Below are 21,361 nucleotides of genomic sequence, written 5' to 3' on the forward strand. Positions count from 1 at the left end.
GAGATCAGACCTCCAGCGTCGCGAGGTCGCCCTTGTTTTCCAGCCACGTTTTCCGATCCGACGCGCGCTTCTTCGCCAGCAGCATGTCCATCAGCGCGTGGGTTTCCTGCGCACCGTCGACGGTCAGCTGCACGAGGCGGCGCGTATCGGGATGGATCGCGGATTCGCGCAGCTGCTGCGGGTTCATCTCGCCCAGGCCCTTGAAGCGGGTGACGTTGATCGCGCCCTTGATCTTCTCGCGCTCGATCTTCTCCAGCAGCAGGCGCTTTTCCTCTTCGTCCAGCGCGTAGAACACCTGCTTGCCCACGTCCACGCGGAACAGCGGCGGCATCGCCACGAAGATGTTGCCGGCGTTCACCAGCGCGGGGAAATGCTTGAGGAACAGCGCCGACAGCAGGGTCGCGATGTGCAGGCCGTCGGAGTCGGCGTCCGCGAGGATCACGACCTTGCCGTAGCGCAGGCCGGAAATGTCGTCCTTGCCCGGGTCGCAGCCGATGGCCACGGCGAGGTCGTGGACTTCCTGCGAGGCGAGCACGCTGCCGCTCGCCACTTCCCACGTGTTCAGGATCTTGCCGCGCAGCGGCAGGATCGCCTGGAAATCCTTGTCGCGCGCCTGTTTCGCCGAGCCGCCGGCCGAATCGCCTTCGACCAGGAACAGTTCGGTGCGCGAGAGATCCTGTGAAATGCAGTCTGCGAGCTTGCCGGGCAGGGCCGGACCCTGGGTGACCTTCTTGCGGACGACCTGCTTCTCGGTCTTCAGCCGCGCCGCGGCGCGTTCTATCGCCAGCTGCGCGATCTTCTCGCCGAGTTCGACGTGCTGGTTGAGCCACAGCGAGAACGCGTCGTGCGCCGCACCTTCGACGAAGGCCGCAGCCTGGCGCGAAGACAGTCGTTCCTTGGTCTGGCCGCTGAACTGCGGGTCGGTCATCTTGATGCTGAGCACGAAGGCGACGCGATCCCACACGTCCTCGGGCGCCAGCTTCACGCCGCGCGGCAGCAGGTTGCGGAAGTCGCAGAACTCGCGCAGCGCATCGGTGAAGCCCGTGCGCAGGCCGTTCACGTGGGTGCCGTGCTGCGCGGTCGGGATCAGGTTGACATAGCTTTCCTGCACGAGATCGCCGTCGGCGACCCAGGCGGCAGCCCAGTCGACCACTTCCGAATCCTTCTTCAGCTGGCCAACGAACAGCTCCGGCGGCAGCGCTTCGGTCGCGCCCAGCTCGCCCTTGAGGTAATCGCGCAGGCCGTCCTCGTAGTACCAGGTGTCCTTCTCGCCGGTGGCGGCGTCGAGCAGGGTGACGGTCAGGCCCGGGCAGAGCACGGCCTTGGCGCGCAGCAGGTGGCGCAGGTGGCGCACCGCGAACTTCGGGGTGTCGAAGTACTTCGCGTCCGGCCAGAAGCGCACGCGCGTGCCGGTGTTCTTCTTGCCGACGCTGCCGACGACTTCCAGCGGCGTAGCGCGGTCGCCGTTGCGGAAGGTCATGCGGTATTCGTTGCCATCGCGCTTGATGTGCACTTCCACCAGGGTCGACAGCGCGTTCACCACGCTCACGCCGACGCCGTGCAGGCCGCCGCTGAAGGTGTAGTTCTTGTTGCTGAACTTGCCGCCCGCGTGCAGGCGGGTGAGGATCAGCTCGACGCCCGGAATCTTCTCCTCCGGGTGGATGTCCACCGGCATGCCGCGACCGTCGTCGGAGACCTCGCAGCTGCCGTCGGGGTGGATCGTCACCTCGATGTTGCGCGCGTGGCCGGCGAGGGCCTCGTCGACCGCGTTGTCGATGACTTCCTGCGCCAGGTGGTTCGGGCGCGCGGTGTCGGTATACATGCCCGGCCGGCGCTTGACGGGGTCCAGGCCGGAAAGGACTTCGATGTCTGCGGCGTTGTAGCGACTGCTCATGCGTGTCTGCGAATCGGGGGGAGGCCGGAGGACGCCCGGCCGTGGCCGGCGAGCTTGGCGGCAGCGGGGTGGCGGGTCAAGCCGTTCAGCTGCGCCGGGGGTGTTCATGGCGCAGTCCGCCACGCGGCGCTATGGTGCCTGCGCCCCGAAGAAACCGCCCATCCGGGCGCCGCGGGCCCCCGAAGCGCCATGAAGACTCTCCGTCGAACCCTGCTCGTCCTGCTGCCGGTGGCGGCGCTGGGCCTGCTCGCCGCCGGAATTGCCACCGCGCAGCCGCAGTCCGCCGCTTCCACGCAGTCCAGCCAGGATGCCGACAAAGCCAAGGCCGAGGCCGAGAAGCGTCGCCAGGACGAGGCCGCCAAGGCCGAAGCCGCACGCAAGGCCGAGGCCCGCAAGCCCAAGCGCGACAAGTCCGCCGACCGCAAGGATCCCGAGCGCGAGCTGGAAGAGGAAGAGGACATCTGATCCTGATCCGCGCCCCGCGAACGCGACCTGCGCGATCCACCCGACGCCCCGGCCTGCCCGGGGCGTTTCTTTGCCTGCGAAATCAAATGCTTGCGCGCGCCGTGTCGCCTCCGGAGCCGCTTCCCGGTACACTACCGCTTTCCAGCGACCCGCTGCCGCCATGAACTCCCCCAGCTCTGCGACTCCCCTCGTTTTCGTGACCGGCGGGGTGGTGTCCTCGCTTGGCAAAGGTATTGCCGCCGCCTCCCTCGCGGCCATCCTCGAAGCCCGCGGCCTGCGGGTGACGATGATGAAGCTCGATCCCTACATCAACGTCGACCCGGGCACCATGAGCCCGTTCCAGCACGGCGAGGTGTACGTCACCGACGATGGCGCCGAGACCGACCTCGACCTCGGCCACTACGAGCGCTACGTCAACACCCGCCTCACCGGCAGGAATTCGATCACCACCGGCAAGATCTACGAGTCGGTGATCCGCAAGGAGCGCCGGGGCGACTACCTGGGCGCGACCGTCCAGGTCATCCCGCACATCACCGACGAGATCAAGCGCTGCATCGACGCCGCCACCGAGGGCTTCGACGTGGCCCTGGTCGAAATCGGCGGCACGGTCGGCGACATCGAATCGCTGCCGTTCCTCGAAGCCATCCGCCAGATCCGCACCGAGCGCGGCGCGGACAAGGCGATGTTCATGCACCTGACCCTGGTGCCGTACATCGCCGCCGCCGGCGAACTGAAGACCAAGCCGACCCAGCACTCCGTGAAGGAATTGCGCTCGATCGGCATCCAGCCCGACGTGCTGCTGTGCCGCAGCGAGCAGCCGCTGCCGGACGGCGAGCGCCGCAAGATCGCGCTGTTCACCAACGTCTCCGAGAAGGCCGTGATCTCGGCGGTCGACCTCGACAACATCTACAAGATCCCGATGTGGCTGCACCAGCAGCAGCTCGACCAGCTGGTCATCGAGCGCCTGCGCCTGGAGCAGAAGGCCGCGCCGACCGCCGACCTGTCCGAATGGCTGGCCGTGGTCGACGCGTCCGAGCATCCGATCGACGAAGTCACGATCGCCGTGGTCGGCAAGTACGTCGATCACCAGGACGCCTACAAGTCCGTGGCCGAAGCCCTGAAGCACGGCGGCCTGCGCCAGCGCAGCCGGGTGAAGCTGAAGTGGCTGGAATCCGAGGACATCGAGCGCGAGGGCGCGGACAAGGTGCTGGCCGGCATCGACGGCATCCTCGTGCCGGGCGGCTTCGGTGACCGCGGCTTCGAGGGCAAGGTGCTGACCGCGAAATACGCGCGAGAGCAGGGGATTCCCTACTTCGGCATCTGCTACGGCATGCAGGCGGCGGTGGTCGACTACGCCCGCCACGTCGCCGGCCTGACCGACGCCAACAGCACCGAGAACGATCGCCAGAGCCCGCATCCGGTGATCGGCCTGATCACCGAATGGCGCACGTCCACCGGCGAGATCGAGCGCCGCAGCGAAAAGAGCGACCTCGGCGGCACCATGCGCCTGGGCCTGCAGGAACAGCGCATCAAGCCGGGCACGCTGTCGCACCGCATGTACGGCAAGGACGTGGTCGGCGAGCGTCATCGCCATCGCTACGAATTCAACAACCGCTATCGCACGCAGCTCGAAGACGCCGGCCTCGTCATCGCCGCCAAGTCGATGGACGACCTGCTGGTCGAGATGGTCGAGCTGCCGCAGTCGATGCATCCGTGGTTCCTGGCCTGCCAGGCCCATCCGGAATTCCTGTCCACGCCGCGCCACGGCCACCCGCTGTTCATCGGCTTCATCCGCGCCGCGCGCGAGCACAAGGCGAACGAAGGGCAGGCCGGTGGCAAATTGCTGAAGGAGGCGAACGCGTGAAACTCTGCGGATTCGAGGTCGGCCTCGACAAACCGTTCTTCCTGATCGCCGGTCCCTGCGTGATCGAGTCGGAGCAGCTGCAGCTCGACGTCGCGGGCCAGCTGAAGGAGATCACCTCCTCGCTGGGCATCCCCTTCATCTTCAAGTCGAGCTTCGACAAGGCCAATCGCACCTCCGGCACCAGCTTCCGTGGCCCGGGCATGGAAGAAGGCCTGCGCGTGCTGGCGGAAGTGAAGCGCCAGATCGGCGTGCCGGTGCTGACCGACGTCCACGAATACACGCCGATGGACGAAGTCGCCAGCGTGGTCGACGTGCTGCAGACGCCTGCCTTCCTCGTGCGCCAGACCGATTTCATCAGAAAGGTCTGCAGCGCCGGCAAGCCGGTGAACATCAAGAAAGGCCAGTTCCTCTCTCCATGGGACATGAAGCCGGTGGTCGAGAAGGCCAAGTCGACCGGCAACCACGACATCATGGTCTGCGAGCGCGGCGCCAGCTTCGGCTACAACAACCTGGTCAGCGACATGCGCAGCCTCGCGGTGATGCGCGACACCGGCTGCCCTGTCGTGTTCGATGCCACCCACTCCGTGCAGTTGCCGGGCGGGCAGGGCAGCAGCAGCGGCGGCCAGCGCGAATTCGTGCCGGTGCTGGCGCGCGCCGCCACCGCCGTCGGCATCGCCGGCCTGTTCATGGAAACCCATCCCGACCCGGCGAACGCGTTGAGCGACGGTCCGAACGCATGGCCGCTGCCGAAGATGCGTGCGCTGCTGGAAACGCTGATGGCGCTGGATGAAGTGACCAAGCGCAACGGATTTCTGGAAGCAAGCGCATAAGCGGCGCCCCGGCGCACCGTTCCCCGGGGCCACGACAACAAGCCGGTGCGCCAAGGCGCACCCTATCGAATCCACCTCAACTCGACGCCCATGACCACGATCACGAAGATCCACGCCCGCGAAATCCTCGACAGCCGAGGCAATCCCACGCTCGAAGCCGAAGTCACGCTCGCCGATGGTGCGTTCGGCCGCGCGATGGTGCCGTCGGGCGCCTCCACCGGCACCAAGGAAGCCGTCGAGCTGCGCGATGGCGACAAGACCCGCTACCTCGGCAAGGGCGTGCAGAAGGCCGTCGGCAACGTCAACACGACGATCGCCCAGGCGCTGACCGGTTTCGATGCCGCCGACCAGGCCGGCCTCGACAAGCGCCTGATCGATCTCGACGGCACCGAGAACAAGGGTCGACTCGGCGCGAACGCGCTGCTCGGCGTGTCAATGGCCGCCGCGCACGCGGTCGCCGCCTCGCGCAAGCAGCCGCTGTGGCAGTACCTCGCCAATGGTCGCGAAGCTGTGCTGCCGGTGCCGATGATGAACATCATCAACGGCGGTGCGCATGCCGACAACAACGTCGACCTGCAGGAATTCATGGTGCTGCCGGTCGGCTTCGATTCGTTCTCCGAATCGCTGCGCTGCGGCACCGAGATCTTCCACGCGCTGAAGTCGGTGCTGAAGGGCAAGGGCCTGAGCACGGCGGTCGGCGACGAAGGCGGTTTCGCCCCCGACCTGCGCAGCAACTCCGAAGCGCTCGATACCATCCTCGAAGCGATCGGCAAGGCCGGCTACAAGGCCGGCGAAGACGTGCTGCTCGGCCTCGACGTGGCGTCCAGCGAATTCTTCGAGAACGGCAAGTACAACCTCACCGGTGAAGGCAAGCGCCTGACCAGCGACCAGTTCGTCGATTTCCTCGCCGGCTGGTGCAACGAATACCCGATCATCACCATCGAGGACGGCATGGCCGAGCACGACTGGGCTGGCTGGAAGCTGCTGACCGAGCGCCTGACCGGCAAGGTCCAGTTGGTCGGCGACGACCTGTTCGTCACCAATCCGAAGATCTTCAAGGACGGCATCGACCAGGGCGTGGCCAACGCGATCCTGATCAAGGTCAACCAGATCGGCACGCTCACCGAAACGCTGGAAGCCATCGCGATGGCGCATGCCGCGAACTATGCGTCCATCGTCTCGCACCGTTCGGGCGAGACCGAAGACACCACCATCGCCGACATCGCGGTCGCGACCACGGCGACGCAGATCAAGACCGGTTCGCTGTGCCGCAGCGACCGCGTGGCGAAGTACAACCAGTTGCTGCGCATCGAACAGCAGCTCGGCGCCGCCGCGAAGTACGCGGGCCGCGACGCGTTCGTGTCGCTGAAGCGGGGCTGATGTTGCGCGGATGAACGACGCCGCCCGCCCGCTCCGGATCATCGCGCTGTTGCTGTTCGCGCTGCTCGCGTGGCTGCAGTACCGCCTGTGGTTCGGCGAGGGCGGGGCGGTCGCCACGGCGAACCTGCAATCGCAGGTCGATCGCCAGGCAGCGGAGAACCGCGGCCTGGCGCAGCGCAACGACCTGCTCGCCGCCGAGGTCGAGAACCTCAAGTCCGGCGAGGCGGCGGCCGAAGAGCGCGCGCGCAGCGAGCTGGGCATGATCAAGCCCGGCGAAACCTTCCACCGCGTCGTCGAGCCGCCGGCATCGGTGGACGTGCCCGCCGCAGTGGACGAGGCGCCGGCACCGTGAGCGGGCTGTGGGCCGTCGTGCCCGCTGCCGGTCGCGGCACGCGCTTCGGCAGCGAACTGCCGAAACAATACCTGCAGGCAGGTGGGCAGCCGCTCATCGCATGGACGCTGCAGGCGCTGCTCTCGCATCCGGCGATCGTCGGTGCGATGGTCGTGCTCTCTGCCGAGGATGCGCATTGGCCCGGCTGGACCGAGCTTGCCGGCAAGCCTGTGCTGACCTGCATCGGCGGCGCCGAGCGCGCGGATTCTGTGCTGGCCGGGATCAACGCCTTGCCCGATGACGTGCGCCAGGACGATTTCGTGCTGGTCCACGATGCCGCGCGTCCGAACCTCGCGCATGCCGATCTCGATCGCCTGCTCGACCTGGGACGCGCGGATCCGGTCGGCGCGATCCTCGCCGCACCTGTGCGTGACACGCTCAAGCGCGCGGGCGACGACGGCGGCATCGACGGCACCGAGCCGCGCGAGCGCCTGTGGCGCGCCTTCACGCCACAGATGTTCCGTCGACTGCAACTGTCGAAGGCGCTGGACGCCGCGCATGCGGCTGGCATCGCCATCACCGACGAGGCGATGGCGATGGAACGCCAGGGCCTGCGCCCGCTGCTGGTCGAAGGCCGCGAGGACAATTTCAAGGTAACCACGCCAGCGGACCTGGCGCGGTTCGAGTTCGAGTTGGCGAAGCGGTGAGGGGACGGCAAGTCGCCGAATCGACCAATGATTCACGTCGCCACCGTGACGACGGTCGGTGGCTCGGTACCTTTCTCGGCGACCACTGCGAAGTCCTGTGTCCTCGATGCGGTCGCCCCGGCGTCGTCCGGTATGCAATGGCAGCCAATTCGGCGATGGCCGCGAAATTCGCCTGCCCGCAGTGCGTTCTGGCGCTCGAATCCGGGCCTCAGTGGCCTTTCTCGATCGCACTGGTGCCAGGTGTGCCCTGGTATGGTCGGTTGAGATTCAGTGGCAGCCGCATCTGCGGGTATTGCGGTGAGAAATGGTTGCGCCGGAATATCGAGTCGGACTCGGTAATGCCGGTGCCTTTCACAGCCGAAACGATCGTTGCCTGTCCTGTTTGCGGTCGCGAGCATCCGCTGGAATTGCAGGCGGTCCGGATTCACGACAATGTACGCGGTTGCGAACCTGCGTTCGGCATCGCCTTGGCGTTGAGCGAGCCTGTCGCTTCGCGGCAGTACGTCTGGGCATACAATCGCGAGCATCTCGCTGCCTTGAAATCATTCATTGGCGCGAAGTTGCGCGAACGCGGGCCGGTCGCGAATGCAAGTCTCTTCTCGCGCCTGCCTGCCTGGTTCAAGTCGGCCCGCAATCGCGAAAAGTTGACGAAAGCCATTTCCAGAATCGAACAGCGCTACGGCGCAATGAGGTGAATCGAGTGTCGACTTCAGGTTTTCGCATCGGCCAGGGTTTCGACGTCCACGCCTTCGGCGAGGGCGACCACGTGATGCTCGGCGGCGTGCGCGTGCCGCACGCGCGCGGCATCGTGGCGCACAGCGACGGCGACGTGGTGCTGCATGCGCTGTGCGATGCCATGCTCGGCGCGTTGGCGCTGGGCGACATCGGCCGGCATTTCCCGCCGAGCGATCCGCAGTGGAAGGGTGCCGACAGCCGCGCGTTCGTGCGCCATTGCGACCATCTGGTCCGCAACCTAGGCTGGAAGGTCGGCAATGCCGACATCACCGTGATCTGCGAGCGCCCGAAGGTCGGGCCGCATGCGGACGAGATGCGCCGGCTGATCGCGTTCGACCTCGGCATCGACATTGGCGATGTCAGCGTGAAGGCAACGACGACCGAGAAGCTGGGTTTCACCGGTCGCGGTGAAGGCATCGCCGCACAGGCGGCGTGCCTGCTGGTGCGCGCGTGAGCGAAACAACGGATACACCGCGCGACGACGGGCTTGCGCGCGCGCATGGTGCCCCCGCGCTGGCGGCGCGGATGCGCACGACGCCCGAGGATTTCGTCGTCGAGGAAATCGATGCCTTCGAGGCTAGCGGCTCGGGCGAGCACCTGCTGCTGACGATCGAGAAGCGCGGCATGAACACCGCGTTCGCCGCCAAGCGCATCGCGCAGTGGGCGGGCGTGGCGGAATCGGCGATCGGCTACGCCGGGCTGAAGGATCGCCACGCGGTCACCCGGCAGCGGGTGAGCGTGTGGATTCCGAAGAAGATCGCGCCCGACATCGCGACGTTGCAGTCCGACGAGCTCAAAGTGCTCGCGCATGCCTGGCACTCGCGCAAGCTGCCGCGCGGCGCGCTGGCGGGCAACCGCTTCGTGCTGACCCTGCGCGAGGTCGAGGGCGATGCGGCGGCGATCGAGGCGCGCCTGCAGGCCATCGCTGCGCGGGGCGTGCCGAACTATTTCGGCGAACAGCGTTTCGGACGCGGCGGGCGGAACATCGACAAGGCACTGGCGATGTTCGCGGGCCGCCGCGTGCCGCGCGAGGAGCGCACGCACCTGCTGTCCGGCGCGCGTTCGGAGCTGTTCAATCGCGTGCTGTCCGCGCGGGTGGCTGCAGGGCATTGGGACGCGCCGCTCGACGGCGAGGTCTGGTCGCTCGACGGCAGCCGCAGCGTGTTCGGGCCGGAACCGTGGAGCGAGGCGCTGGCCGCACGCCTGGCCGCATTCGACATCCATCCGAGCGGTCCGCTGTGGGGCAGGGGCGAACTGCGCAGCGAAGGTCTGCTGAAGGCGCTGGAACAGGCGACGCTATCCGGCGAACAGGCCCTGGCGTTGCGCGACGGGCTGGAGCGTGCCGGGCTGGAACAGGAGCGGCGCGCCTTGCGCCTGCGTCCTTCGGAACTCGCCTGGGACTGGCCGGCGCCTGCCGTGCTGCGCCTGCGCTTCGCCCTGCCGCCAGGCTGCTACGCGACGACCGTGCTGGCCGAGCTGGGCGATGTGGTCGACGCATCCGGCGCCACCGGGCCTGTTTGACATGCGCCGCACGCGGCGGAACCGGTCAGGTGTCGCCGCTCATCGGAAAGCCCGATCGGAAGGCCGCAGCGGCAGAGGCGAGGCGTTGCGCATGGGCGTATAAGCGGATCGATGGCGCCTTGCGCCGGGCAGGGCACGGTGCCGTCGCGCATCCACCGTCCACCGGAGGTTCCCCCATGAACACCTGCATCCGCCTGTCGCTCGCGCTGGCCGTCGGTTTGTCGCTGTCGGGCTGCGCCACCACATCGGAATACGCCGCGTCACCGGCCGCCAAGCCCGCGCCACCGGGCACGAAGTACTCGCCCCGCCTGGAAGACGACGCGGCCTACGTCGCCTACGTCGAACGCACCGCGCGTCGCCGCGGCATCACCGTGCACTGGGTGCACAAGCCGGTGAAGCGCAACGTCGACGTCAAGGAAGACTGACCGCCGCCAGCAGCGTCAGCGCGCGGCCAGCAGCACCAGCACCGCGCCGGTCCCGCCCTGTGCGGGCGGCGCCGAATGGAACGCCAGCACGTCCGCGCGCTGGCGCAGCAGCCGGTCGACGAGGTTCTTGAGCGTCGGCACGCCGTCGGGCGCATGCAGTCCCTTGCCATGGATCACGCGCACGCAGGTATAGCCGGCGTCCACGGTTTCGCGCAGGAAGCGACGCAGCATCGCCTCGGCCTGCGCGCTGGCGGCCAGATGCAGGTCGAGTTCGTCCTGTGCGGCGTACTCGCCCCGCGCCAACCGCTTGAGCACGCGCGGCGGCACCTCGTCGCGGCGATGGCTCAGGGTGTCGCCGGCCAGCAGCGGGGCTTCGTCGAGCGCACGCTGGAACTCGCTGCGCGCATCCGCCTCATCGAGGTCGCGCATGCGCGTGGTCGGCCGTGGCCTCGGCTTCGGAGGCGGCGCGGGCGGCGCCGGCAGTTCGCGCACCGGTCCGATCGCGGTGCGGAACAGGGCGGCATCGTCGTCGTCGGGAGGCGTCTGCGCGGTCATGCAGGGATGCTAGCAGGCTTCGCGGACACCACGAATTCCGCTGATCCTGACGCATGAGACGCCATCGCCGCGCCGCGCGGGGTGCGGATGACCACTGCGATTGGATATGATTCGGCTTTGTTTTCGAGCCGAGACCGCATGCGCATCCTGGTCAGCAACGACGATGGCGTCGACGCCCCCGGCATCCGGGTTCTGGCCGAGGGCCTGCGCTCGGCGGGGCACGAGGTCCTGGTGGTCGCTCCCGACCGCGACCGGTCCGGCGCCAGCAATTCGCTGACCCTCGACATGCCGATCCGCGTGGTCCGCCAGGACGATGCCACCTGGCGCGTCCACGGTACGCCCACCGACTGCGTCCACGTGGCCATCACCGGGATGCTCGAGCGCGAGCCGGACATCGTGGTCTCCGGCATCAACAATACCGCTAACCTGGGCGATGACGTGATCTACTCCGGCACCGTCGCCGCCGCGATGGAAGGCCGCTTTCTCGGCCTGCCCGCCGTCGCGGTGTCCCTGGTCACCGCCGATCACAAGGGTCTGCACTACGAGACCGCCGCGCGCGCGGCCGCCGAGATCGTCGCGCGCCTGCGCGTCGATCCGCTGCCGGCCGACACCATCCTGAACGTGAACGTCCCGGACCTGCCGTGGGACGAGATCGCCGGCTTCGAAGTCACCCGCCTGGGCAACCGCCACCGCGCCGAAGCCTGTACGCCGCAGGAAGACCCGCGTGGCCGCCAGTGGTGGTGGATTGGCGCCGCCGGTCCCGAACAGGACGCCGGCCCCGGTACCGATTTCCACGCCGTGCGTCGCGGCTGCATCTCGATCACCCCGATCCATGTCGACCTGACCCGCTACCAGGCGCTGGAACATGTCGCCAGCTGGGTCGGCGGCCTGGCCGCATCGCTGCGCGAGGATGGCGTTTCGAACGAGGGCGATGCCGCATGACCGCGCGCATGCGCCTGCAGCCCGAAGCCATCGGCATGGGCATGACCTCGCAGCGCGTGCGCGATCGCCTGATCGAGCGCCTGCGCGAACAAGGCATCCGCGACGAGCGCGTGCTCAACGCTATCCGCACCGTGCCTCGCCACCTGTTCGTCGATGAAGCCCTGGCCGCGCGTGCCTACGAGGACAACGCGCTGCCGATCGGCCATGGCCAGACCATTTCGCAGCCCTGGGTCGTCGCACGCATGACCGAGGCCCTGTTCGAGGACGGCGCGCAGCCGAAGAAGGTGCTGGAAGTCGGGACCGGATCCGGCTACCAGGCCGCGATCCTCGCCGCGCTGGGTCTGGAAGTGCATACGGTCGAACGCATCGGCGACCTGCTGCGCACCGCGCGCAAGCGTTTCCGCAATCTCGGTCTGAACGTGCGCAGCAAGCACGACGACGGTCGCATCGGCTGGCCCGAGAACGGCCCGTTCGATGCCATCGTGGTCACCGCCGCCGCGCCGGCGCTGGTCGACGCGTTGACCGAACAGCTCGCCCCGGGCGGCACGCTGGTCGCGCCGGTGGGCGGCAGCGGCGGACAGTCTCTGGTCAAACTGCGCAAGGACGCCGATGGTGCGATCGAGCGCATCGAACTGGCATCCGTGGTGTTCGTGCCGCTGCTCTCGGGCATGGTGGACTGATGACGAAGACCCCGTTTCCCGATGCTTCCCTCGGCGAACAGCTCGCCAAGGTCATCGACCAGCTTCCGCCCGATGCGCTCAGCCTGCAGGAACTGCTCGACGTGTTCGGTGACGAAGGCCTGTTGCTGGTCACCATCCTGCTGACCCTGGTGTTCCTGATTCCCGTCTCGATTCCTGGCGTCAGCACGGTGTTCGGTGCGGCGATCCTGCTGGTCGGCATCAGTCGCCTGATCGGCCGTCCGCTGTGGCTGCCGCAGCGCCTGCGCACGCGCGCGCTGCCTGCCGACAAGCTGCGCCCCGGCCTCACCGGTGGGCTGGTCTGGGTGCGGCGCCTGGAGAAGATCAGCCGTCCGCATCGCCTGCGCCTGCTGGCCGACGGCACTCCGGTGCGGCTGGTGAACGACCTCGCCTTCATCCTCGCGGCCCTGCTGCTGATGGCGCCGTTCGGCTTCGTGCCCTTCAGCAACACGCTGCCCGCATTGGCGCTGCTGCTGTACGCCATCGGCTTCATCCAGCGCGACGGCGTCGCCGTGCTGCTCGGTCACCTGGCCAGCATCGGCACCATGATCTACTTCGGCGTGCTGATCAGCGGCGGCGGCCTCGCCGTGCGCGAACTGCTGCAGAGGGTCGGGCTGTGATCCCTGCCGCTGTCACGGGCATGATGCTGCGCATCGCCGCGGCTGTGGCGCTCGCTGGGATGGTGATGCTCACCGGTTGCGCGAAGAGCACCGTGGTGCGCAGCCCGTCGGCATCGAGGGCGCCGGCATCCGCGGCACCTTCCCGGCCGCCGGCCAGTGGTAAGAGCATCACCGTGCGCAAGGGCGACACGCTCTACCGCATCGCGAAGGCGCAGGGCGTGAGCGCGCTCGACCTTGCGATGTGGAACCGCATCGCGCCGCCGTACACCATCCATCCCGGCCAGACCCTGCGCCTGTCGGCGCCCGAAGCGCCGAAGCCGACGCGGCCCAGCACGCCGCCACAGACGGCAGCGAACCGGCCCGCCCCGGGTGGATCGAATCCCGCCACCGGCAAGCCCGGTGATGCCGCCCGGCCGGGCGCGACCGACAAGCCTGCCACTGACAAGCCAGGCACCGACAAGCCCGGCGCGCGGCCGGTCGCGACGACGCCAACCCGCCCCGCGCCGGGAGCCGGTTCGGGCAAGCCCGCCGCCCCGGTCGCCACGCCCGCGCCCGACGCCGGTTTCGCCTGGCGCTGGCCGGCCGATGGCAGCATCGTCGGCCGCTTCATCGCCGGCGATCCCACCCGTCAGGGCATCGACATCGCCGGCAAGAGCGGCGCCCCGGTGCGCGCGGCGGCCGATGGCGTGGTCGTGTATTCCGGTGCCGGCCTCGTCGGTTACGGCGAACTCATCATCATCAAGCACAGCGAGCAATGGCTGTCGGCCTACGGCCACAACCGCGCGCGGCTGGTCAACGAAGGCCAGCGCGTGAAAGCCGGCGAACAGATCGCCGAGATGGGCCGCAGCGGCGCTTCGCGGGACATGCTGCATTTCGAGATTCGCTACAACGGCAAGCCGCAGGATCCGCTGCTGGCGCTGCCGAAACGCTGACCGCCCGCTTCAACGTCCGCAAGGAACCGCCGATGCTGCGCCATCGACTCGCCGTGCTCTGCCTGTTCGTTGTTGCCCTCATCGCGCCGCCGCTGCCCGCCGCCGCCGCCCAGGCGACGTCCGCCGCACCGCAGCCGCTGTCGATCGGCGAAACCTTCACCCTCGATTCGAAGGTGATGGGCGAAACCCGGCGCATCAACGTCTACCTGCCGGCCGGCTACCACGAGCGCGCCGATGCGAAGGTCCCGGTGCTGTACATGCCCGATGGCGGCATCGCCGAGGATTTCCTGCACATCGCCGGCCTGATGCAGGTGTCGATGGCGAATGGCACGATGCGCCCGTTCATGCTGGTCGGCATCGAGAACACCCAGCGTCGTCGCGACATGACCGGTCCGACCGATGTGGCATCGGACCGGAAGATCGCCCCGGTCGTCGGCGGCGCCGCGACCTTTCGTGCCTTCATCCGCGACGAGCTGATGCCGGAGATCGATCGCCGTTACCGCACCACGGGCGAAACCGCGATCATCGGCGAATCCGCCGCCGGCCTGTTCATCCTGGAAACTCTGGTGCTGGCGCCGGAGATGTTCGACGCGTACATCGCGATCGACCCGATGCTGTGGTGGAACAACAAGGCCTGGATGAAGGGTTTCCGGGGCTTCCTCGGCGCGCATCCTGATCTGCAGGCAAAGCTCTTCGTCGCGATGAGCAGCGAACCGATGATCGCCGAAACGGTGGTCTGGGTGCCGGCGGTCTTGCAGGACGCCGCGCCGAAGGGACTGGTCTGGCGCTTCCAGTCGCTGCCGGACGAAACCCACGGCACGGTGTTCCACCCCGCTGCGTTGCGCGCATTCCGCGCGCTGTTCGCGCCCGAACCGCGCTGACGCGCGTCAGTCCCGCGTGACGCACAGCGAGCTGCATCGCGTGCGGTCGTTGCCCCAGGTGCGGAAGCCCGAAGTGTCGATGTGGATCGCCGTGGGCGTGTAGAAACCGAGGCCCATCCTCGCTTTCTTGCCGTGCGTGCGCCACCACGCGCACAGCGCGGTCACGCTGCCGGGCCGCTCGGGCAGGTCGAAATCGATCGCGTTGTTCTGCAGGTGCTTGCTGCCCGATGCGCCGCCCGCGCAGCGGTTCACGCGCGCGTCGCGCCAGCCCGAGCGCGCCTGCGCCGGATCGAGTAGTCCCGCTGAGTGGAGTCGCGCGACCACGTGCAGCGTCGGTGCGATGTTCGGCTGCAGGGCGGGCGGGGGCGTGGCGAATTCGTCGTCCAGGCAGAGCCGCCAGCGGCGGGAAGTCTTCAGCAGGGCGTCCATCGGCATGACGTCCGCCAGCCCCTGACGTTCGAGATGCGCGCGATAGCTCGCGACCTGTTCGCGATGCCCTGCATCGGCCCAGGCGTTGAAGCGCGGTTTCGCGGGTGCTCGCTGCGACACGGGTGCGCGATCGTTGCAGGCGGGCAGCAGCAGGAGCAGGGCAGGGACCAGGCAGGCCAGCGACCCCGGTCGCCGATGCCCAGCCACGGGCTCAGCCGGCGAGCACGAAGCCCGCGACCACGCGCCGGCCTTCGCTGGCCAGCACGTTGAAGGTGCGGGCGGCGGCGGCATTGGTCATCGTTTCCAGGCCAATGCCGCGCGAGAGACAGGCGGCCATCGTCGCCGCAGGCGGGAAAGCCTGGGTCGCGCCGCTGCCGAGCAGGACCAGTTCCGGGTCCAATGCGAGGAGCGGTTCGAGGTCGGCCGGCGTCATCGCGCGCACGTCGCGGACCGGCCAGTCTTCGACCAGTTGGCGCGGCGAGAGGATGAAGCTGCGGCGGAGTTCGCGCTCGTTGACCTTCGCATGGGCGCCGTCGGCGCCGCGGAGGAAATACTCGAAGTCGGGCTGTTCGAGATGGAGCAGCATCGGCGGTCAGGCTCGGAAGAGGCGGCTCGGGAGGGGGCGAGGCCGGACGCGAGGCCCGGCGACGCTGCCGTCAGGCCCTCGGCAGCACGATCTGCCGGTGGTCCTTGCTCTGGCGATACAGCACGGCGATGTTGCCGATGCGCTGGACCAGCGCCGATCCGGTGCGTTCGACCAGATCGCCGATCATCGCGTCGCGGGCATCACGATCCTCGGCCGCCACGCGGATCTTGATCAACTCGTGGTGCTCCAGCGCCAGATCGACTTCGGCTGCCACGGCGTCCGTCACCCCCTTGGCTCCTACCTGGAGCATGGCCTTGAGGCCGTGGGCCTGGCCACGGAGGAATCGGATCTGGGCGTTCGTCAGGGAGCTGGGCATGCAGTACGGGCGTGGATGGATCGTCGCGCAGGGTATCATGGCCCGCAGGCAGCCCGCTGGCCGGGCCTTGTCCGCGCCGGTCGTCGGCCCGGTCGACACCACTGCCTCCTTTCCCTTCCGAGCCCCGTATCCCCCGCATGTCCCGCAGCAAGAGCAGCCACCGCTGGCTCAAGGAGCATTTCTCCGACCCCTACGTCAAGAAGGCGCAGGCCGAAGGCATGCGTTCCCGTGCCGCCTACAAGCTGGAGGAGCTGGTCGAACGCGACCGCCTGCTCAAGCCCGGCATGGCTGTGGTCGATCTCGGCGCGGCCCCGGGCGGCTGGTCGCAGTGGGTGCGCCAGAGTCTGGGCGACACCGGCCGGGTGGTCGCCCTGGATATCCTGGACATGCCTTCGCTGGCGGGGGTGGAGTTCATCTGCGGCGATTTCCGCGAGGACGCGGTCCTGGCCCAGCTGGAAGCCCTGCTGAATGGTCAGCCCGTGGACCTTGTGCTCTCGGACATGGCCCCCAATATGAGCGGCGTGGATGCCGTGGACCTGCCCCGGGCCATGCATCTGGCGGAACTGGCGATGGACTTCGCCGATCGCCACCTGCGTCCCGGGGGCACCTTCCTGATCAAGCTGTTCCAGGGGGTGGGGTTCGATGATTACGTCCGGGCCTTGCGCAAGCGCTATGCTCGTGTCGTGATCCGCAAGCCGGCAGCGTCGCGCAAGCGTTCGCCCGAGGTGTACGCCCTGGCACAGGGCAAGCATGCGGCACCGGTCGGATGACCGGGTCGATGTCCAATCCGTTGTGTGATCTGACATGGCCCTTCGCGGGGCCGAGAGTGGAAGGAACAAGACCTTGGCCAAGAATCTGATCCTGTGGGTGATCGTCGCCATCGTGCTGATGGCGGTCTTCAACAGCTTTTCGCCCCCGGGCCTCGGCATGGGCGGCGCAAGTTCGCTGGCCTACGACGAATTCGTCCAGATGGTCGACGACGACAAGGTCCGCGAGGTCAAGATCCTCGAAGACCGCGTCACCATCGAGGGCGTGGCCAAGGACAACACCCGCTTCGTCACCTACAACCCCGGCGACAGCGAACTGGTCGGCGACCTGATCAACCACAACGTCAAGGTCACCCAGGTGCCGCCCTCGTCCGGGCGCAACATCTTCCTCAGCCTGCTGCTCAACCTGCTGCCGATCGCGCTGCTGATCGGTGTGTGGCTGTACTTCATGCGCCAGATGCAGCAGGGCGGCGGCAAGGGCGCGATGTCCTTCGGCCGCTCGCGCGCCAAGCTGCTCAACGAAGACCAGACCAAGGCCACCTTCGCCGATGTCGCCGGCTGCGACGAGGCCAAGGAGGAAGTCGCCGAACTGGTCGAATTCCTGCGCGATCCGGGCAAGTTCCAGAAGCTCGGCGGCAAGATCCCGCGCGGCGTGCTGATGGTCGGCCCGCCGGGCACCGGCAAGACGCTGCTCGCCAAGGCCATCGCCGGCGAAGCGCGCGTACCGTTCTTCAGCATCTCCGGTTCCGACTTCGTCGAAATGTTCGTCGGCGTCGGCGCCAGCCGCGTGCGCGACATGTTCGAGCAGGCCAAGAAGCACGCGCCCTGCATCATCTTCATCGACGAAATCGACGCGGTCGGCCGCCATCGCGGCGCCGGTCTCGGCGGTGGCCACGACGAGCGCGAGCAGACCCTCAACCAACTGCTAGTCGAAATGGACGGCTTCGAGGGCGGCGAGGGCGTGATCGTGATCGCCGCGACCAACCGTCCCGACGTGCTCGACCCCGCGCTGCTGCGCCCGGGCCGCTTCGACCGCCAGGTCGTCGTGGGCCTGCCCGACGTGAAGGGCCGCGAGCAGATCCTCAAGGTGCACATGCGCAAGGTGCCGCTGGCCGACGATGTCGAGCCGATGGTGGTCGCGCGCGGCACCCCGGGTTTTTCCGGTGCTGACCTGGCCAACCTCGTCAACGAGGCTGCGCTGTTCGCGGCGCGCGAGAACGCGAAGGAAGTCCGCATGGACCACTTCGACCGCGCCCGCGACAAGATCCTGATGGGCGCCGAGCGCCGCTCGATGGCCATGAGCGAGGACGAGAAGCTCAACACCGCCTACCACGAGGCCGGTCACGCCATCGTCGGTCGACTGGTGCCGGACCACGACCCGGTCTACAAGGTCACCATCATCCCGCGCGGCCGTGCGCTGGGCGTGACCATGTACTTGCCCGAAGGCGACCGCTACAGCTACAACCGCACCCACATCGAGTCGATGCTGTGCTCGCTCTACGGCGGCCGCGTCGCCGAGGAACTGATCTTCGGCGCCGACAAGGTCACCACCGGTGCGTCCAACGACATCGAGCGCGCGACCAAGATGGCCCGCAACATGGTCACCAAGTGGGGCCTGTCCGACGAACTGGGCCCGATCGCCTACGCCGAAGACGAGGGCGAGGTGTTCCTGGGCCGCAGCGTGTCGCAGACCAAGAACGTGTCCGACGACACCGCGCGCAAGATCGACGAAGTCGTGCGCGGCATCCTCGACAAGGCCTATGGCCGCACGACGCAGCTGCTGACCGACAACATCGACAAGCTGCACACGATGGCCAAGCTGCTCATGCAGTACGAAACCATCGACGCGCCGCAGATCGACGCGATCATGGAAGGCCGCGATCCGCCGCCGCCGGCGGGCTGGGGCAAGTCGGGCGGTTCGCAGGGCAAGGACGGCAACTCCACGCCGGCCCCGCTGATCGGCGGGCCTGCGGCGCAGACCTGAGCGCGCGGCGATCGCCCGAAACAGCCCTGCAGACGGCGCCGGCAACGGCGCCGTTCCTGTTTGTGGCCTGGACGATGCGGACGCGAGCAAAGACGCTAAGCTCTGCGCGGACCCGAATCGCGAATTCCGCCCATGTTCGACATCTCCCCCCAGCTTGACTGCGCCGGCCGCGTGCTGGTGCTGGACCGCCCGCGCGTGATGGGCATCGTCAACGTCACGCCGGATTCCTTTTCCGATGGCGGCGAACACGCGAGCCTCGAGGCGGCCGTGGCGCATGCGCTGCGTCTGGCCGAGGAGGGCGCCGACATCCTCGACATCGGCGGCGAGTCGACACGGCCCGGTGCGGCCGAGGTGTCGATCGACGAGGAACTGGCCCGGGTGATCCCGGTGATCGAGCGTCTGGCGAAGGAGACCGCGCTGCCGATCAGCATCGATACCTCCAAGCCCGAGGTGATGCGCGCTGCGGTCGCGGCGGGCGCGGGCATGATCAACGATGTGTACGGGCTGCGTCGCGACGGCGCGCTCGACGCGGCGGCGGCACTGGGCGTGCCGGTGGTGCTGATGCACATGCAGGGCGAGCCGCGCTCGATGCAGCAGGCGCCGGAGTACGACGACGTGGTCGCCGAGGTGCATCGATTCCTCGCCGAGCGGATCTTCTCGGCCGAGATGGCCGGCATCGCGAAGAAGAAGATCGTCGTGGACCCGGGCTTCGGCTTCGGCAAGACCACCGCGCACAACCTTGCGCTGCTGGCGGGGCTGGAGCGTTTCGTCGACCTCGGCGTACCGGTGCTGGCCGGGCTGTCGCGCAAGCGCAGCATCGGCGAGCTGACCGGGCGCGAGGATGCTCAGGCGCGGGTGCATGGCTCGGTCGCCGCGCACCTGATCGCCGCGCAGCGCGGCGCGACGATCCTGCGCGTGCACGATGTCGCCGCCACGGTCGACGCGATCAAGGTCTGGGATGCGGTCGCGAAGGTGCCTGCGCCCCGGCCCAAGGCCGCATCGCCGGGCATCCGCTGGCCGGACGACGTCTGATCTCGACGCGATCGGCGGCGGTGATGTTCCACGGATCCGGTCGGTGCTGCAGTTGTGCACAACCGCTGTGGACAAGGTGTGGCGTCTTCCTGTGGACAACCCTGCGCAGCCCAATGGTGGCGGGGGCTGCAGCTGGTCTGGTGAAATAATCGCCAGTGGTTTCGGGGCGATCCAGTGGCGAAAATTTGATCGAACAGTCTGCGGGGCCCGTGAACGTTGGCCTGCAGCGGTTCATCCACAGACTTGCGCACGCGTTGTCCACAGCCGCTGTGGATCACGCCGCGAGACATTCCATCCGGATCACTGCGCGCGCTGCGCGTGGAACCTTCTGACGCGCGGATCGATGATCCGGAACCACAATGGCGGGCACAGCGCCAGCACGAACATCGCCGCGTAGCCGCCGGGCAGCTGCGGGCTGTCCGGATGGTGGCGCAGCGTCTGGTAGCGCCGGCGCGGCGTCTCGTGATGGTCGGAATGCCGCTGCAGGTGGAACAGCAGCAGGTTGCTCAGCAGGTAGTCCGAGTTCCACGAGTGCAGGTGCGTGGTGCGCTCGTAGCGGCCATCGGGGCGCTTTGCCCGCTCCAGGCCGTAGTGTTCGATGTAGTTGATGATTTCCAGCGAGCACGCGGCGAAGAAGCCCTGGGCGATGAAGAAGACCGTGCCGAACGGGCCCAGCCACAGGCCAGCCGCCATCGCCATCGCCAGCCACAGTGCGGTCCAGCGCAGCAGTTCGTTGTCCGGATGCCAGGCGCTGCGTCCCAGCCGGGCAAGGCGCTGGGCTTCGAGCCGCCAGGCGTTGGCGGTGTTGCGCAGCAGGGCGCGCGGCAGGAAATGCCAGAGCGACTGGCCGAAGCGCGCGCTGGAGGCGTCCTCGGGCGTCGAGACGTGGACGTGGTGGCCGCGGATATGCTCGATCTTGAAGCCGGCGTAGCCCACGGTGGTGAGGAGCAGGCCGCCAAAGGCGCGTTCGATCCGCGTGTCCTTGTGGATCAGTTCGTGGGCGACGTTGATCGCCAGCACGCCACCGACGATGCCCTGCGACAGCACCCAGCCGGCGACGCCCGCTGGTCCCAGGTCGGCGTTCACCACATGCCAGCTCGACCAGGCCAGCACCGCGAGCTGGGCGGGCAGGGCGGCGAGGGTCATCCACCGGAAGTCCGCAGCGGCCTCCAGTAGGGACGCTTCAGTGTCGGTGGGATTGCGCGGATCGTGACCCAGCGCGTAGTCGGCCAGCGGCAGCAGCACGAACAGGAAGAACAGCGGGAACCAGGCCATCAGGTCCGGATGGCCGCTGCGCGCGCCGAGCCATGCGGCGGCCGGCATCAGCGCCGGCACCATGAAGACGAGCAGGAACCCGAGGCGTTTCCACAGCGGCATGCCGCCAGCGTACGCCAAGGCATGGTCGGC

Annotated in this window: 24 protein-coding genes; 18 read left to right on the forward strand and 6 right to left on the reverse strand. The window is 68.1% G+C overall.

Features of this window, described 5'->3' with window-relative positions:
• Positions 1-4: 4 nt before the first annotated feature.
• Positions 5-1,894 carry a DNA topoisomerase IV subunit B gene (gene parE, locus ACFQ0E_RS13480; protein WP_386824608.1) on the reverse strand — a complete coding sequence of 630 codons (1,890 nt, stop codon included), beginning with the start codon at positions 1,892-1,894 and terminating at the stop codon, positions 5-7.
• A 189-nt stretch (positions 1,895-2,083) separates the two neighbouring features.
• Here parE and ACFQ0E_RS13485 point away from each other — a divergent pair, with 189 nt between their 5' ends.
• The 10 genes from ACFQ0E_RS13485 (at position 2,084) to ACFQ0E_RS13530 (ending at position 10,152) form a co-directional block, all read left to right on the forward strand.
• The gene (locus ACFQ0E_RS13485; protein WP_386824610.1) at positions 2,084-2,359 is read left to right on the forward strand and encodes a hypothetical protein; all 276 of its coding nucleotides are present in this window, start codon (positions 2,084-2,086) and stop codon (positions 2,357-2,359) included.
• A gap of 160 nt (positions 2,360-2,519) precedes the next feature.
• On the forward strand, positions 2,520-4,223 hold the full coding sequence (locus ACFQ0E_RS13490) for a CTP synthase (RefSeq protein ID WP_386824612.1): 1,704 nt from the start codon (positions 2,520-2,522) through the stop codon (positions 4,221-4,223).
• A complete protein-coding gene (gene kdsA / locus ACFQ0E_RS13495) occupies positions 4,220-5,053 on the forward strand; it encodes a 3-deoxy-8-phosphooctulonate synthase (protein ID WP_386824614.1) in 834 nt (277 codons plus the stop codon). The genes ACFQ0E_RS13490 and kdsA overlap by 4 nt, the downstream gene beginning before the upstream one ends.
• Before the next feature lie 90 nt (positions 5,054-5,143).
• Positions 5,144-6,433, forward strand: coding sequence for a phosphopyruvate hydratase (gene eno, locus ACFQ0E_RS13500; protein WP_386824616.1), 1,290 nt, complete (start codon positions 5,144-5,146; stop codon positions 6,431-6,433).
• A gap of 10 nt (positions 6,434-6,443) precedes the next feature.
• A complete protein-coding gene (gene ftsB / locus ACFQ0E_RS13505; RefSeq protein ID WP_386824618.1) occupies positions 6,444-6,785 on the forward strand; it encodes a cell division protein FtsB in 342 nt (113 codons plus the stop codon).
• Positions 6,782-7,471, forward strand: coding sequence for a 2-C-methyl-D-erythritol 4-phosphate cytidylyltransferase (gene ispD / locus ACFQ0E_RS13510; protein WP_386824620.1), 690 nt, complete (start codon positions 6,782-6,784; stop codon positions 7,469-7,471). Before ftsB ends, ispD begins: the two co-directional genes overlap by 4 nt.
• A gap of 137 nt (positions 7,472-7,608) precedes the next feature.
• Positions 7,609-8,166 carry a hypothetical protein gene (locus ACFQ0E_RS13515; RefSeq protein WP_386824622.1) on the forward strand — a complete coding sequence of 186 codons (558 nt, stop codon included), beginning with the start codon at positions 7,609-7,611 and terminating at the stop codon, positions 8,164-8,166.
• 5 nt (positions 8,167-8,171) lie between these two features.
• Complete coding sequence (gene ispF / locus ACFQ0E_RS13520) at positions 8,172-8,660, forward strand: 2-C-methyl-D-erythritol 2,4-cyclodiphosphate synthase (protein WP_386824624.1); 489 nt, start codon at positions 8,172-8,174, stop codon at positions 8,658-8,660.
• Positions 8,657-9,727, forward strand: coding sequence for a tRNA pseudouridine(13) synthase TruD (truD, locus tag ACFQ0E_RS13525; RefSeq protein ID WP_386824626.1), 1,071 nt, complete (start codon positions 8,657-8,659; stop codon positions 9,725-9,727). Before ispF ends, truD begins: the two co-directional genes overlap by 4 nt.
• Positions 9,728-9,903: 176 nt before the next feature.
• On the forward strand, positions 9,904-10,152 hold the full coding sequence (locus ACFQ0E_RS13530) for a hypothetical protein (protein ID WP_386824628.1): 249 nt from the start codon (positions 9,904-9,906) through the stop codon (positions 10,150-10,152).
• Between the two features lie 15 nt (positions 10,153-10,167).
• Here ACFQ0E_RS13530 and ACFQ0E_RS13535 read toward each other — a convergent pair whose 3' ends face one another.
• Entirely contained in the window at positions 10,168-10,707 is a 540-nt protein-coding gene (locus ACFQ0E_RS13535) for a Smr/MutS family protein (RefSeq protein ID WP_386824630.1), read from the reverse strand.
• Between the two features lie 138 nt (positions 10,708-10,845).
• Here ACFQ0E_RS13535 and surE point away from each other — a divergent pair, with 138 nt between their 5' ends.
• Genes surE through ACFQ0E_RS13560 form a run of 5 tightly spaced genes read left to right on the forward strand, consistent with a single transcriptional unit; the run spans position 10,846 to position 14,780 of the window.
• Positions 10,846-11,649: a 5'/3'-nucleotidase SurE gene (gene surE / locus ACFQ0E_RS13540; protein ID WP_386824632.1), complete on the forward strand. Its 804-nt coding sequence runs from the start codon at positions 10,846-10,848 to the stop codon at positions 11,647-11,649.
• A complete protein-coding gene (locus tag ACFQ0E_RS13545; RefSeq protein WP_386824634.1) occupies positions 11,646-12,329 on the forward strand; it encodes a protein-L-isoaspartate(D-aspartate) O-methyltransferase in 684 nt (227 codons plus the stop codon). Before surE ends, ACFQ0E_RS13545 begins: the two co-directional genes overlap by 4 nt.
• Complete coding sequence (locus ACFQ0E_RS13550; protein ID WP_386824636.1) at positions 12,329-12,967, forward strand: exopolysaccharide biosynthesis protein; 639 nt, start codon at positions 12,329-12,331, stop codon at positions 12,965-12,967. The genes ACFQ0E_RS13545 and ACFQ0E_RS13550 overlap by 1 nt, the downstream gene beginning before the upstream one ends.
• A 20-nt stretch (positions 12,968-12,987) precedes the next feature.
• On the forward strand, positions 12,988-13,899 hold the full coding sequence (locus tag ACFQ0E_RS13555) for a peptidoglycan DD-metalloendopeptidase family protein (protein WP_386824638.1): 912 nt from the start codon (positions 12,988-12,990) through the stop codon (positions 13,897-13,899).
• 32 nt (positions 13,900-13,931) lie between these two features.
• Positions 13,932-14,780, forward strand: a complete 849-nt coding sequence (locus tag ACFQ0E_RS13560) for an alpha/beta hydrolase (protein ID WP_386824640.1) — start codon at positions 13,932-13,934, stop codon at positions 14,778-14,780.
• 6 nt (positions 14,781-14,786) lie between these two features.
• Here the strand turns inward: ACFQ0E_RS13560 and ACFQ0E_RS13565 are convergent, their stop codons facing one another.
• The 3 genes from ACFQ0E_RS13565 to yhbY form a co-directional block, all read right to left on the reverse strand.
• Entirely contained in the window at positions 14,787-15,329 is a 543-nt protein-coding gene (locus tag ACFQ0E_RS13565; RefSeq protein ID WP_386824642.1) for a D-Ala-D-Ala carboxypeptidase family metallohydrolase, read from the reverse strand.
• A gap of 91 nt (positions 15,330-15,420) precedes the next feature.
• Positions 15,421-15,795, reverse strand: a complete 375-nt coding sequence (locus ACFQ0E_RS13570; protein ID WP_386824644.1) for an Mth938-like domain-containing protein — start codon at positions 15,793-15,795, stop codon at positions 15,421-15,423.
• A 70-nt stretch (positions 15,796-15,865) separates the two neighbouring features.
• Entirely contained in the window at positions 15,866-16,171 is a 306-nt protein-coding gene (gene yhbY / locus ACFQ0E_RS13575) for a ribosome assembly RNA-binding protein YhbY (protein WP_386824645.1), read from the reverse strand.
• Positions 16,172-16,308: 137 nt separating this feature from the next.
• On the opposite strand from yhbY, the gene rlmE reads away from it, so the two are divergent.
• From rlmE to folP, 3 genes are all read left to right on the forward strand, one after another.
• Positions 16,309-16,941, forward strand: coding sequence for a 23S rRNA (uridine(2552)-2'-O)-methyltransferase RlmE (gene rlmE, locus ACFQ0E_RS13580; protein ID WP_386824647.1), 633 nt, complete (start codon positions 16,309-16,311; stop codon positions 16,939-16,941).
• A gap of 34 nt (positions 16,942-16,975) precedes the next feature.
• A complete protein-coding gene (gene ftsH / locus ACFQ0E_RS13585; RefSeq protein ID WP_386824649.1) occupies positions 16,976-18,922 on the forward strand; it encodes an ATP-dependent zinc metalloprotease FtsH in 1,947 nt (648 codons plus the stop codon).
• Positions 18,923-19,054: 132 nt separating this feature from the next.
• A complete protein-coding gene (gene folP, locus ACFQ0E_RS13590) occupies positions 19,055-19,954 on the forward strand; it encodes a dihydropteroate synthase (RefSeq protein ID WP_386824651.1) in 900 nt (299 codons plus the stop codon).
• A gap of 300 nt (positions 19,955-20,254) precedes the next feature.
• Here the strand turns inward: folP and ACFQ0E_RS13595 are convergent, their stop codons facing one another.
• A complete protein-coding gene (locus tag ACFQ0E_RS13595; protein WP_386824653.1) occupies positions 20,255-21,349 on the reverse strand; it encodes an alkane 1-monooxygenase in 1,095 nt (364 codons plus the stop codon).
• Between the last annotated feature and the right edge of the window lie 12 nt (positions 21,350-21,361).

Source organism: Lysobacter brunescens, from assembly GCF_042677005.1.
GTDB lineage: Bacteria > Pseudomonadota > Gammaproteobacteria > Xanthomonadales > Xanthomonadaceae > Lysobacter_I > Lysobacter_I brunescens.